General features: G+C 59.6%; 15 protein-coding genes and 1 pseudogene. 5 read left to right on the top strand and 11 right to left on the bottom strand.

Going from position 1 to position 12,830, the window contains the following annotated elements; all coding sequences use genetic code 11:
- Nucleotides 1–15 precede the first annotated feature (15 nt).
- The 4 genes from HU722_RS16115 to HU722_RS16100 all read right to left on the bottom strand — a co-directional run bounded on the left by HU722_RS16115 (nt 16) and on the right by HU722_RS16100 (nt 2,278).
- The gene (locus tag HU722_RS16115; RefSeq protein ID WP_225930631.1) at nt 16–624 is read right to left on the bottom strand and encodes a hypothetical protein; all 609 of its coding nucleotides are present in this window, start codon (nt 622–624) and stop codon (nt 16–18) included.
- Nucleotides 625–761: 137 nt separating this feature from the next.
- Nucleotides 762–1,193, bottom strand: a complete 432-nt coding sequence (locus HU722_RS16110) for a bleomycin resistance protein (protein WP_065890915.1) — start codon at nt 1,191–1,193, stop codon at nt 762–764.
- A 208-nt stretch (nt 1,194–1,401) separates the two neighbouring features.
- Nucleotides 1,402–1,866, bottom strand: a complete 465-nt coding sequence (locus HU722_RS16105) for a hypothetical protein (RefSeq protein WP_065872930.1) — start codon at nt 1,864–1,866, stop codon at nt 1,402–1,404.
- 55 nt (nt 1,867–1,921) lie between these two features.
- Nucleotides 1,922–2,278, bottom strand: a complete 357-nt coding sequence (locus HU722_RS16100) for a VOC family protein (RefSeq protein WP_065872931.1) — start codon at nt 2,276–2,278, stop codon at nt 1,922–1,924.
- A 163-nt stretch (nt 2,279–2,441) separates the two neighbouring features.
- Between HU722_RS16100 and HU722_RS16095 the strand changes: the two genes are divergently transcribed.
- Entirely contained in the window at nt 2,442–3,203 is a 762-nt protein-coding gene (locus tag HU722_RS16095; RefSeq protein WP_065890916.1) for a pyrroline-5-carboxylate reductase family protein, read from the top strand.
- Between the two features lie 75 nt (nt 3,204–3,278).
- On the opposite strand, the gene HU722_RS16090 is transcribed toward HU722_RS16095, so the two are convergent.
- Nucleotides 3,279–3,557 carry an isochorismatase family protein gene (locus tag HU722_RS16090; RefSeq protein ID WP_065872933.1) on the bottom strand — a complete coding sequence of 93 codons (279 nt, stop codon included), beginning with the start codon at nt 3,555–3,557 and terminating at the stop codon, nt 3,279–3,281.
- Between the two features lie 43 nt (nt 3,558–3,600).
- Between HU722_RS16090 and HU722_RS16085 the strand changes: the two are divergent.
- Nucleotides 3,601–4,206 (top strand): annotated as a pseudogene (locus HU722_RS16085) (LysR family transcriptional regulator).
- A 22-nt stretch (nt 4,207–4,228) separates the two neighbouring features.
- Here the strand turns inward: HU722_RS16085 and HU722_RS16080 are convergent.
- Nucleotides 4,229–5,122 (bottom strand): LysR family transcriptional regulator, encoded by an 894-nt coding sequence (locus tag HU722_RS16080; RefSeq protein ID WP_083207068.1) that lies wholly within the window; start codon nt 5,120–5,122, stop codon nt 4,229–4,231.
- Between the two features lie 94 nt (nt 5,123–5,216).
- On the opposite strand from HU722_RS16080, the gene HU722_RS16075 reads away from it, so the two are divergent.
- Nucleotides 5,217–6,383, top strand: coding sequence for an MFS transporter (locus HU722_RS16075; RefSeq protein WP_065880601.1), 1,167 nt, complete (start codon nt 5,217–5,219; stop codon nt 6,381–6,383).
- A gap of 80 nt (nt 6,384–6,463) precedes the next feature.
- A complete protein-coding gene (locus HU722_RS16070; protein ID WP_065872936.1) occupies nt 6,464–7,624 on the top strand; it encodes a saccharopine dehydrogenase family protein in 1,161 nt (386 codons plus the stop codon).
- Here HU722_RS16070 and HU722_RS16065 read toward each other — a convergent pair.
- From HU722_RS16065 to HU722_RS16045, 5 genes are all read right to left on the bottom strand, one after another.
- Nucleotides 7,536–7,940, bottom strand: coding sequence for a DoxX-like family protein (locus HU722_RS16065; RefSeq protein ID WP_065880600.1), 405 nt, complete (start codon nt 7,938–7,940; stop codon nt 7,536–7,538). The two genes, HU722_RS16070 and HU722_RS16065, sit on opposite strands and share 89 nt — an antisense overlap.
- Nucleotides 7,937–8,389, bottom strand: a complete 453-nt coding sequence (locus HU722_RS16060) for a thiol-disulfide oxidoreductase DCC family protein (protein ID WP_065872937.1) — start codon at nt 8,387–8,389, stop codon at nt 7,937–7,939. The genes HU722_RS16065 and HU722_RS16060 overlap by 4 nt, the downstream gene beginning before the upstream one ends.
- A 218-nt stretch (nt 8,390–8,607) precedes the next feature.
- On the bottom strand, nt 8,608–9,945 hold the full coding sequence (locus tag HU722_RS16055; RefSeq protein ID WP_065872938.1) for an MFS transporter: 1,338 nt from the start codon (nt 9,943–9,945) through the stop codon (nt 8,608–8,610).
- 142 nt (nt 9,946–10,087) lie between these two features.
- On the bottom strand, nt 10,088–11,062 hold the full coding sequence (locus HU722_RS16050; protein ID WP_065890917.1) for an EamA family transporter: 975 nt from the start codon (nt 11,060–11,062) through the stop codon (nt 10,088–10,090).
- A 263-nt stretch (nt 11,063–11,325) separates the two neighbouring features.
- Nucleotides 11,326–12,207: a LysR family transcriptional regulator gene (locus tag HU722_RS16045; RefSeq protein ID WP_065872940.1), complete on the bottom strand. Its 882-nt coding sequence runs from the start codon at nt 12,205–12,207 to the stop codon at nt 11,326–11,328.
- A gap of 111 nt (nt 12,208–12,318) precedes the next feature.
- On the opposite strand from HU722_RS16045, the gene HU722_RS16040 reads away from it, so the two are divergent.
- Complete coding sequence (locus tag HU722_RS16040; protein WP_065872941.1) at nt 12,319–12,807, top strand: GlcG/HbpS family heme-binding protein; 489 nt, start codon at nt 12,319–12,321, stop codon at nt 12,805–12,807.
- The last annotated feature ends 23 nt before the right edge of the window (nt 12,808–12,830 follow it).

Genomic DNA, 12,830 nt, shown 5'->3' with positions numbered 1-12,830 from the left:
TCCTGCTCTGGCATTTCAAGGCAAAGGCGCTGGATTGACGGTGTACCAACCCGACGGTGTCTTGGCACACACCTGCGGTCTCAGCGGTGTTTCAACGGTGGTATTGCCCTGCGCCGAGAGTTGGCGCACGGCAATCACGCAACCGGCCTTGAACGTGCTGATTTTCAGCATCTGAAGTTCCATTTCATAGTCCTTACCAGGCTCGGGGATGAGCGTGACGGGCGCGGGAAAGCAGGACATTTGTGAGCCGCCCATGGCGAACCCGGCAATGAAGGGTTTACCCGCCGGGATGACATGCTCGTCAAATACCTTGGGCGATTGGTTGATGGCTTTGCTCGCCTTGCTGGCGGGCATGCCAATCACGCTGTTCTGGCTGTCGGTCGCTCTGAAAGGGTAAAGGCCCGCCGAGTCGACATGCGCTTTTTGCCATCCGGCTTCTTCAGGCGTTTTGGTCAGCAGGGACTCGTTGTAAAACTTCTCGCAGGTCTGGCCACTGAGGAAGCCCGCGTTGGTGGTGTCACCCGTGATCAGGCGGACGCGGGCTGAGTTGGCCGGGTCATATTGGCTGATTTGTGCTTCGTTGCGGACGTCGGTTTTGGTGGTGGCGCAGCCGATCAGGGTCAAGCTGACGGCCAGAGGAAAGAGTAAACGCATGGGTAACCTTCATTCCTGTGATGGTTGGTGGCCGCAACCATACTATGAAGGGTGCTTATTCGCCCACCTGACATGTGCTGCTGAGCGGACGTTCGCCTTTGCCTGCTTCAAGCTGAACCCGCCGGCCGTTCACCCAAGCGCTCGACCAACCTTACAAGATAGCCATCGGGATCCTGGACGATGAATTCGCGCTGGCCGACTTCTACGTTGTTCGCCCGATACCAGGTGTCTTTGCATGCTCGAAAGAGTGGAAATCCAGCCTGACCCAATTTCTGGATGATGGGGGCCACAGCCACAACGTCAATCTGCAGGTTGATGCCTCTTCCAAACGGCTTACTCAACGGAGCAGTCAGCCATTGGCCTGCATCCGGGGCGGCCTGCTCAAGCATGACTTGCGCACCGTTCAGGTCGAGGTAAGCGAACCCGTCTTCTGGGCGTTGGTAAACCACTTCAAATCCCAGGCAGGACACCCAAAAGGCCAGGCTGCTTTCCAGGTCCGTGACCATTAACTCTGGAACCAGCTTGCTACGTTCGAACATCAGGTGACTTCCCTTTCATTAGGCTTATTCAGCGGTGACGCTTGTAAATCACAAGCGCGTTGGAGGGTGCGATTACCAACGTCCGGCCCGTGTACGAAAACCCATACGCTCTCAACTCGGACTCAATGGCCAGCTCGTGGAATATAGAGGGCTTATTGTATTGGGCACCCTACAGCCCCAGGCATAAGCGAAGGCTAGCGGGTGCCCCCTAATAGCGCACACCCTTACTGACGACTTCCCCCGTCGCCGCATCCTCCAGCCATATCTTCAGGCGATTGAGCCCAATGTACTGGGAGCGGGCGATTATCTTTTGGCCGGGCTTCCCCTCAAACGCCAACTCCGTAAACATGAAGTGGCGGGGCAGGTGGTACTCCAACTGGATCTTGTACGCGCCGGGAGTCAGTACGGCGCGCTGAGGGGAGTCATTCCGGTAGTAGTAAGTGGAGAACGGAATGTCCCCCACTTTTTTGTCGTTAATCCGGATGATGTTCAGGTCCGCTTGGCCGTCAAGGAGGCTACGTTGAGGCCTGCCCGCATAGGTGTCGGTTTCGACGACGGTGTAGAGAGACTCGTCGTTGATATCGCCGGACTCGACGTTCGAGTACGCGGGCATTTCGGCACAACCGTGCAGGCCCAGAAGCAGGAGCAAAAACGGTAGGGTAAGTTTGCGCATTGACAACACCTGGGCTAATCAAGAAATGGGGCATCTGCGAGGGGACTGCGCAGGTTTACGGTTGAACACTCCACACTGCCAGTTCGTAACCATCAGGGTCGGTGAAATGGAACCTGCTTCCACCGGGGAACGAAAATGTCGCGCGGGTAATTACAGCGCCCAGGGCTTTGAGCCGCTGCTGCGCGGCATCGAGGTCGTCGGTGTACAAAATGATTAAAGGACCACCTGGTCGAACCGGCTCACCCGTGGTGAAGCCACCGGTAAGGCGGCCATCGCTGAACTCAGTGTAGGTAGGGCCGTAGTCGACGAATGTCCAGCCAAACGCGCTGGCGTAGAACGCTTTGCTGCGGGCAATGTCGCCCACATTGAACTCGATGTTGTCGATTTGCCGATCTTGACCGCGAACACTCATGCTTGCCTCCATGGCTGATGTTTAAGGCAGCGAGTGTAACGTACTCGTACACCTTCATGAATCTTGCTTGAGTAGTTACTCAGGGCGAAACCGGGGTCGCCAAATGTGCCTATGATGCTTCGAAACCGCGCCATTATCGGCTTGAGATAAGGGAGGAAACACAGTGCTGAAGATTGGAATCCTGGGTGTGGGTGAGCTGACGGAGAAGGTTGTGATCGGGCTTCGCCGTGGCGGGTTTGCCGGGCGGGTGCTGCTTTCTCCGCGCAATCACGAACGTGCACAGCAACTCAGCCGTCAGTGCGCGTGTGAGGTGATGGCCGACAATCAACAGGTCGTTGATGAGTCAGACCTGTTATTCCTCGGTGTGCGCCCGGAGGTGGTCGAGCAACTGTCCAATGAAATACAGCTCAAACCCCAGCAAACGCTGGTGTCGTTAGTGGCCGGTTTGAAGCACAGCGAGTTGCAACGCTGCTTCCCACAGGCGCGCCCCGTGCGCGCAATGCTGTCCTATGCGGCCCAGATCAACCAGTCCATGGTGGTGATCACGCCAGGCAGTGAGCCTTATGAGACGCTACTGGGCACGCTGGGTTCGTTGATAGTGCTCGACGAAGCGGCGTTCGAACTGGCCACCGTGGCGGCTTGCATGAATGGTTGGTTCTACTTCTTCCTGAGCGATTTGCAGCAATGGTTTACCGATAAGGGCTTGTCGAAAGAGCAGGCTGCGCAGCTTGTGATGGGCAACATGCAAGACTGCCTGGCCAGCGCCCGGCACCAGCCGCAGGCCAGCCTGCAAGCGTTGGGTAGCGCCATTGCGACGCCAGGGACGTTTACGGCGGCGGGGTTGGAGGTACTCAGGGATAACGGCGCAATACAGGCGTGGCGCGAGACGTTTGATCAGGTGCTTAAGCGGCTACAGAAAGGCTGACGACATTATTACGAGGGGGGATGAAGCAGCCTTTTGACACGGTATCGTGCCCGCGTCTCTTCATCCCCGCTCAAATTACCCTTCGATGGCTGGCACTGGTGTGTTGAGCAACTGCTGTTCCCACAGATACGCAATGCCGCTGCCGGCGGCATGCTGCTGGAGCACCTCTGTCAGTGCGACGCATATTTCCGTCCACAGGCCAGCGATGACTAGTTGCTTGCGGCCGGTGGCTTTTACCGCATCCACGACTACCGGGTCTTCCCAAGTGTTGATGAACGTCCGGTCAATGACCTCTTGGCCGGGAAACACATCGGTGATTTGCGGGAAGATGAAACCTCCACGTTCAGCGATCATAGCGTGCGGTGGTTAGCTGTGTCGCAAAATGGGGAACACTGATTTGGATATTGAAGAGCTTCAGACCTTCGTAGAGGTTGCCGATGCGGGGGGCGTTTAGGCTTGGCGTGTCCAAGTCAATCGTCAGCCGCAGGTTGGCTCGGCTGGAAGCAGAACTTGGCGTGCAGTTGCTGGCTCGGTCTACTCGCGGTGCGGCGCTCACAGAGGCCGGCGCCACATTTCGCACCCGTGCTGGCGGAAATGGCCCGACGACACCCGCAGCTGCATATCCAGACCGGCTACAGCGATCGCTTTGTTGATCTCATCACAGAGGGTTACGACTGTGCGATACGGGTCGGCTACCTTCAGGATTCCAACCTGATCGCAAGATGCATCGGTCCGATCAACGACAAGCTGGTTGCGAGTCCGGGTTATATCAAGGCTCACGGTTCACCTAAGAAGCCGCAGGAGCTCATCGCCCATCAAGCCCTGATGCGTGGCCAGCGGTGCACTTGTGCCGATCATGACGGGGTATCCACCACCCCCGGCGGGTGCCTACATGGTCCGCCCGGCAGGCCAGCATCCCGCACAGAAGATTCGGGGCCTCACCGAACTGTTGATCGAGTATTTCGGCACGTCACCGCATTTTGCGGGGGGCGCGGCGGTATGAAAACGATTGAGCCAGGGGTTGTTTATATCCGGTGGTATTCCAGCAAAAAATCCACGAACACACGTATCCGCGCTGGCATGGTTGTACCGCCAACAAACACCGCGTGAATCGGCTCCCTATCGCCAGGGTTCCAGGACTGCAGCAGGGGGACCAGATCACCGCGTTGCACGTCCTCTGCAACAGTGAACTCGCCGATGCGCGCGATACCGGCACCTAATCGAGCCAGTTGAGCAAGCGCTTCGCCACTACTGCATTCGATATTGCCGCTTATCTTCAGTGAAAACTCGCTGCCGTTACGGGCGAAGGGCCAGTCGGGCTGCGCACGGTGGAAGTTGAAGCGCAGGCAATTGTGCCGCAGCAGGTCGCCTGGTTCTTGAGGGGTGCCGTGGTGCCGCAGGTACTCAGGTGACGCTACCAGTACCTGGCCGGTGTCTCCGATTCGGCGCGCGGTAAGAGGGCTGTCTGGCAGGTGGCCAAAGCGTATCGCTACGTCGGCTTGGCCGCCGAGGATGTCAACAACTTCGTCGCCCAAGGTCAGGTCAACGACAATGTTCGGGTAGCGGGCGCTGAATGCGGCCACTAAGGGCACGATGGCCATGCGACCGTGGCCCAGGGCAGCACTGACGCGCAGTCTGCCTTTGGGTACGCCTTGATCGGCGATGGCTTCCTCGACTTCGGCCATGTCGGCCAGGATGCGTCGGGCGCCACGAAGATACACCTCGCCCTCGGCAGTGAAGGTTATCGCTCGGGTCGTGCGAATCAGCAGGCGGGTGGCGAGGCGATGCTCCGTGCGGGCGATAACTCTGCTGACTGCCGAGGGAGTCAGGCGTAGCGCCCGGGCCGCAGCCGACAGGCTTCCTTCCTGCGCCACCATCACGAATACAGCCATCTCACCTGACCTGCCGTTGAAGTCCATTTTTGCCTCGCACGCAAAGGTGATTGCCAATTTAGCGGTCTAGTGCCCTAAAAGCGTAGATCGTAACATTTGGCGCATGAATGAGGAGACTTCCATGCGTATCAATCCCCCCCTTGTAGCACTCGCCGTAGGTGCGTTCGGTATCGGCGTCACCGAATTCGCACCCATGGGCATGTTGCCCAACATCGCTCAGGACCTTGGTGTTTCGATTCCCGCCGCTGGCCTTTTGGTCAGTGCCTATGCCCTGGGGGTGCTGCTCGGCGCGCCACTGATGACCTTGACCACGGGCAAGATTCCCCGGCGCTCTCTGTTGATCGGACTCATGGCTATTTTCACGCTGGGTAACGTGATGTCGGCCCTGGCAACCGGCTATTACGACCTGCTGTTCGCCCGTGTCGTAACCTCACTCAACCACGGCGCGTTCTTTGGCGTCGGTTCCATTGTGGCCGCCAGTGTGGTGGCGCCGGACAAGCGCGCCGGAGCGGTCGCCGCCATGTTCACGGGCTTGACCCTGGCGACCATCGGCGGTGTACCGCTGGCGACCTGGTTTGGCGAACTGCTCGGCTGGCGCACGGCGTTTTGGGGTATCTCCGGACTGGGCGTGGTGACGATGGCGGCGTTGTGGTTCGCCCTGCCTAACCTGCCGCTTGCGAAAAGCGAGGGTGTGCTGGCCGAAATCAAGGTGTTGGGGCGTGGGCCGGTACTGGCGGCGCTGGCGCTGACTGTCGTCGGTTCGTCCGCGATGTTCACCGTGTTTACTTACATCGTGCCGATCTTAAGCAGCGAAACCCATGCGTCCACTGCCTTTATTACCGGCATGCTTGTGTTGTTCGGCGTCGGTTTGACCCTCGGCAATATGTGGGGCGGTAAGTCGGCAGACCGTTCGATCGACCGCACTCTGATCGTGTCACTGAGCGTACTGATTCTTGTACTGCTGGCATTCACAATACTGATGCGTTGGCCGGTACCGGCTGCCATGAGCATCCTCATATGGGGTATCGCCAGCTTCGCCGTCGTACCGCCGTTGCAAATGCGCGTGATGGAAGCTGCCAAAGGCGCGCCGAATCTGGCGTCGGCAGTCAACATCGGCGCGTTCAACCTCGGCAACGCGATTGGGGCAGCAGTCGGTGGGGCGGTGATCAACGCAGGGTTAGGGTATCCAGCGATATCCCTGGCTGGAGCAGCGATGGCAGGTCTCGGGCTGCTGATGGTGCTGACTTTCGCCTGGGGCTCCAGAGCCCGCGTCGCTGCGGTGGTCTAGGAAATCGGGTATCGTTAGCCGCCTCAGCTGCCAGCCTGCTCTAGACGCTGCGCACGATTAATTGTTCAGGGAAGACTGGAATGACGCTCAGGGTGATGGTGATCGGTGGCTACGGTAACTTCGGCAGCATTGTCTGCCGGCATTTGGCCGTAGCCCCGGGCATTGAGCTGGTGCTCTCGGGGCGTGATCCCCATAAGTTGCAGCGCAAACTTGATGAGTTGAACGCACAGTCGGGCAATGTGTGCGAAGGCTGGTGCGGCGATGCCATGGGGGCCGGATTCGCTGGCGTCCTGCAGTCTCGGAACATCGGGTTGGTGGTTCACACCGGTGGCCCGTTTCAGGGGCAGTCCTATGCCGTCGCCCTGAGTTGCATCGAGGCGGGCGTGAACTACTGCGACCTGTCTGACTGCCGCACGTTCGTCAATGGCGTGGGCGTGCTGGATGCACAGGCCAAGCAGGCGGGCGTCGCCATTCTCACGGGGTGCAGTTCGGTGCCGACGCTCTCGTCGGCGATCATCGATCAGTACCGGTATCGCTTCACGCGCATCGACTCGATCGAGCATGGCATTTCCTCTTCGGCCAAGATGCCGGGCTTGTCGACGGTCGAAGGTGTGCTCGCCTATGCGGGCAAACCGATCAAACAGCTCAGGAACGGCCAGGTGCATGAAGTGTTGGGCTGGCAAGACCTGACGCTGCGCAAGCTGCCACAGCTAGGCACACGGGTGCTGGCTAATGTGGACGTGCCCGACATGGATATTTTCGCCGGCCGCTATGGCGCCCATACCTTGAGCTTCAAGGCGGGCGCGGGACTCAAACTGGGAGGCGTCGCCAACTACTTGCTGGCCCAGGCGCTGCGGGTGGGAATTGTGCGTGATCATGTCACCTGGGCCGCACGGCTGCATCGGCTGGGGACCTGGTTCGAACGCTTGGGTGATGGCAAAAGTGCAATGTACATCGATGTGCGGGGCCTGGGTGCCGACGGCCAACCGTTGTCACTGGCTGTGCAACTGACGGCCTTGAACGACAAAGGCCCGGAAATCCCCAGCTGCGCCGCCGTTGCGCTGGCTATCAAGCTCGCCCAGGGCTACGTACCCGAACCCGGCGCGCGGCCGTGCGTCGGTGAGATAAGCGTCGACGAATACATGGCGGCCATCAACGATCCGGCGAACCTGAGCCTGGCCGTGCTTTTTTCTGACGGATATTCCAAGCCACTGCACACAGCGCCAACCCGGCCACGTTAAGTGACACAGGGTTAAACGCCTCCCTTAGCAGCGCCGGGCTGACTACCGCCACATCCACCAGCAACCCAATCAGTGCCGTCGCCGCCACCGCGATCGGCCAGGGATTGCGTGGTGAAAGCACGATCCATAACGCCAGCGCAATCTCGCCAACCCCCGCCAGCGTGGCGAATAACTGCACCTGCTCGATCCCGTGCGCCTGAATCATCGTCCGCTCGCCGTCGCTTAGCCACAACAGCTTCGGCACCAGCCCATGATAGGCGAACATAAACGCCAGGCCGCCTCGGGCGATCCAGTTGATGCGCACCAGGGCGTTCATAACGGGCCCTTCAAAAAACGCTGCTCATGATCGGGATCCGGTAACAGGCAGGTGGTGTACTTGCCGAAGAGCCGATAGCGATTGCGTGCGATGCGATCGTAAGCCCAATCCCGAAGCCCCCGCGGGATGCCGCGCAACAGCAGAAAGGGACGCCACGCGGCAGGCAGTTGCGCGATGATTTCGAACACCGCGTCCGAACGCACCCAATAGTGGTGGTCGCGAATCACCGCCAGGGTGTCGAACTGATCGAGTGGCAGCCCCGCCCAAGCCAGCAACGCCTGCCCCTCGGGGGATTGCACTGCCGCCAATCGAATACGGCGTGGGTGGTCATGGCGAATCAGGAACCTGGCCCAACCGTTGCACAGCTTGCACACGCCGTCGAACAACACGACGGTTTCGCCAGGGTTGAGCAAAGGTGCTGGAGAAGGGCGGGTTTGGGATGCGGGCATGAGTGAGGGTCCAATCGGGCGGGCTTAGGCTGGATCTTACCCGTGTTCAGCGCGAATCGTGGTGGTTGGGCTTCGGTTGTCGCTATGGGCGCAATTTTAGCCCCGATTAAGATCAAATGTGGGAGCTGTCGAGCCCCGGCGAGGCTGCGAAGGCGGCATTGCCGACCTCTTTATCGCCTGATACTCCACTTCGCAGCCCCGCACCGGTGTTAGGGAACCTAACGCGAAAGCAAAGGCGCTGCTTCCTTCTCCTCCGAACCCACATCATGCAACGAAACCCTCGACGTCTCCGGCAATGCCAACCCGCCCGCCAACGCCAACAACGCCACCGCAATCAGATAAAACGCCGGTGACAGATTGCTCCCCGTAGTGCTGATCAACCACGTCGCCATCAGCGGTGCGGTTCCGCCGAAGATCGTATAAGCCATGTTGTAAGTGATCGCCGAGGCGGTGTACCGCGTGCGCGTCGGAAAAGTCTCCGACAGTAACGCCGCCGTGACCACGCCACACAATACTGCACCCACCGCGAGCATCATCACCCCGACAATAGACGCCGCAAACGAACCCGAACTGGCCATCAGGAACGACGGAAACACCACCACGATCAGCAATGCACACGCCGTCATCACCGTGATCCGACGCCCCACTCGATCTGAATACAACCCCGCCAGCGGGCAGATTGCCGCCGCGAAGATCAACGCAATCAGCGACACCAGCAACGCCGCCGCCCGACTCAGCCCACCCGCCACTTGCAGGTACGTCGCGAAGTAGGTGGTGAACATATAAAACGACAGCGCCGTCAGCGACACAAAAGCGCCCAGGCAGCAGATCGCCGCACCATGGTTGCGCAAGGTTTCCTTGAGCGGGGAGTGAGCGACTGCGTGCTCCTGCTTAACGGCCTGGAAGGCAGGCGTCTCATCCAGTTTCCAACGCAGGTAAAGCCCCACCAGGCCCAGCGGTGCGGCGATCAGGAACGGCAGGCGCCAGCCCCAACTGCCCATCGCCTCGGCGGATAACGAGGCCTCAAGGGCGTAAGCCACCACGGCTGCGGCGGCGAAGGCGGAAAACGTCGACACCGGCACGAAGCTGCCGTACCAGGCGCGCTTGTCACTGGGCGCGTGCTCCATCAGGTAGGCACAGGCTCCGGCGTATTCGCCCCCGGCTGAGAAACCTTGGGCGCAGCGGATCAGCGACAAAAGAATCGGCGCCGCGACGCCGATGGCCGCGTACGTGGGGAGCAGGCCGATCAAGGTGGTGGCGCCGGCCATCAGCAGGATCGTCATGGCCAGCGTGCGTTTGCGGCCGATCCGGTCACCGAGCATGCCGAAGAAAATCCCGCCCAAGGGTCGGAAGGCGAAGGCAACGGCGAATACGGCGAAGGTTTTCAGCAGCGCGGCGCTGGCGTCGCCGCTGGGGAAAAATTGTTGGGCGATGGTGGTGGCGAGGAAGCCGTAGACGGCGAAGTCAAACCACTCGACGAAGTTACCGATGCCGGCGGCGATGATGACCTTTCGCAGGGTTTGGGGGCTGACCTGTTCGGTGGACGGGCTCGTCATGGGGGAAGGCCTCGGAATGATCGGGGATGATCGATTATCGGGGGAGGCGGTTGGGCCGCGGGGCCCAAAAGAGTCGTCCGCGTAGTCAGTAGCGACTCTGTGGGCTTGTGGAGGCAGGAATTGGGCCAGGTGAGGCGAGGAGCTATCGCTGGGCGGGGCTGGGTGATTGTGGCTCGGGCGCAGGCCGAGGCGACCTGCGATAAGTCAGCAGCATAATCCCGGTCACCACGATGACACCGCCGGCCAACTGCCCGGCGCTGAGCATTTGATCGAGCACGATCCAGCCCATCAGCAGCGTCGCCAGCGGCTCGATGTTCATCACCGGTGCATTGCGCGGCATATCCAGGCGGGGGACGGAAATGAACAGCACGATAAAACCGGTGCCGTAGAGCACGACCAACGTCGCGAGCGCCAGCCAACCAGTACCCGTTGCCGGTAAGTTCAGGCCGCCTGGAAGGGCACCACTCAGGCCGGCGAGGTTGACGCTGCTGAACACGATAAAGATCGTCAGCAGGCTGCGCACGGAACCACGTACCTGGGACAACTTGTGATCGGTGATCCACAGCGCGCAGGCGAATACAAACGCGGCGCAGAAGGCGAGGGTTATGCCGAGTAGCCAGTGCGGGCCGATGTCTGTATTGCTGGAGAGGCGGCCTGGTACGTCGAGCACAAACACCAGCCCCACCAGAATCAAGCCCATCAGCAAGGCGGTGCGCGCAGTGGGGCGTGGGCCGCCAAATGCCCAGGTGAGCAGCGCCAGCAAAATAGGGAAAACATTGCCCACCAACAGCGCCACCGCTACCGGTACACGGGCTACGGCGGAATACAGGCACAGGCTTTGGGCGGCAATGAGTAAGCCCAGCACTACTTGCCAGCGCCACGCACCGGGCGGCAGACGCAGGCTTTGACGTTGCCACAGCACTAATGCGGCCAGCACCAATAAAGTGCCGCCTGAGCGCAGCAGAATGGCCAGCAGCACCCCGGCACCATCATCGAAGGCTACGCGAGCGGCGATGTGGTTGCCGGCGAACGCGCAGCCCATGCAGAGCAGAATCAACACGGCGATGGGACGGGAGAATAGGGCGGATGTCGTTTGAGCGGGGGCAGGGGCAGTCATGGGGGAACTCGTGCAGTGGACGCCATCGTCGGGGATGGCTATTTATTTTTAGGTTGTCGTACAACTACGTGTTGGGATTTGTAGCCTGTTTGAGGCGAAGGGGCAAGGTCGTTCAGGCAGTTCACGCGCCGGGTGGGCGTAAACACACCTTTGTACGTGGAGTGGTTTAGGACCGACTGGCAGGTGTTGCAGGAGGAGCATCCCAGATGCTGGGCACAGACGGAGGTCTGACGCTCTATAACTGCGGTCGAGCCCAGACGGTCCTATAAGCGCTCATCGGTCTCAAGGATCTGGCTAATCAGGTTACACACAATCGGCAGCTTCTCATGGCGGCGAAACAAAGCCCCCACCTCTGAAAAAATGGGAGGCCCAGCGATCCCCCTAAAAACCACGTTTGGCAGTTGGATAGTTTGAATCAGAACACTGGGAATTACCGCTATACCCACGCCCAGTGCCACTTGTGTCAGCACTTCGACCAGGCTTCCGGGAACCGAACCAATGTATGGATCGAATCTTCCGCGCTTGGCCACTTCACGCAACCCTAACGCTTGTTCAGGGAGCACAAACAACTCGCTCGCAAGCGCGCTCGGACGAATGTCATCCTCTGTCGTTGCCAAGATATGGTCAGCTGGCAACGCAAGGCAGAAGCGGTCTCGCGCCAAAATACGGCTGGAGATTGCATCAGGTAGATGCACGGGCATTCGTACAAAGGCTACATCAATCCGCCCATCCTCAAGACGTGCCGTGAGCTGCTCGGTAGGGAGTTCCTTGGTGTTCACCATGACGTCTGGCCACTGATTGCGAAAGCGCTGGACTTGGTCTTGGAGTACCCCGAAAAAGGCGGCTGAACCAACGTAGCCGATTTCCACTCGGCCCACCTGGCCTCGGCCTGCACGTTGGCCCACGTTAATAGCTCTTTCAAATTGTTCAAGGGTAGAGCGGGCTTCTGTCAGAAACGCTTCCCCAGCCGGCGTCAAAGCGACAGACCGCTTTGTTCTGTTAAAAAGCCTGGCTTCTAACGAGCTCTCTACTTCCTGGATTTGCGCAGTGAGCGTTGGGGCAGAAACGCCCAGTTGCTCAGCTGATCGTGAAAAATGCAGATTTTCCGCAACTGTGACGAAGGAGCGAAGATGGCGAATATCCACGTGACTTGACCCCTGTATTCAATTTCTCTGAATTATATGGCTAATAGGCTTTATTGTTCTGAATTATCTCCCCTGTTTCAATCATTGGACTCACGTTCCTAGGAGTTCATCATGTTTCGTCTCCCCCACATCGCAATCGCTGCTGGCCTCGCTGGATCCCTCGCACTTGTTTCCTTGCCAGCAGCAGCATTGGAGTTGCCCAGCCAGCCAGTTCTGACGCTTGCCGCCGCTCAACAGATCCTCTCAGCGGCGCAAACGAAGGCACAAACGGCTGGGTGGCCGTGCGTGATCTCCGTTGTCGATAGTGCTGGCCTGCCCATTCTCCTCGCTCGCATGGACAACGCCGCTGTCCCAGCGGGTGTTGAACTGGCTCCCGGCAAAGCGCGCACAGCTGCTCTGTTCCGACGTCCCAGCGGCGCGCTGGAAGACGCCATCAACGGCACCCGGCCTGCCGCTATCACCGCACAAGGCTTTGTGCTGATGCGGGGTGGTTTCCCGATCATCGTCAACGGACACACCGTTGGGGCGGTAGGGGTATCTGCGGACACACCCCAGCACGATGAAGAGATCGCTCAAGCCGGGCTCGGGGCATTTAAATAAACGCCCTTTTCAAAAAGTGCAGT

It is taken from the genome of Pseudomonas tritici (assembly GCF_014268275.3).
Classification (GTDB): Bacteria; Pseudomonadota; Gammaproteobacteria; order Pseudomonadales; family Pseudomonadaceae; genus Aquipseudomonas; species Aquipseudomonas tritici.
This window is presented reverse-complemented; position numbering and strand designations above follow the sequence as displayed.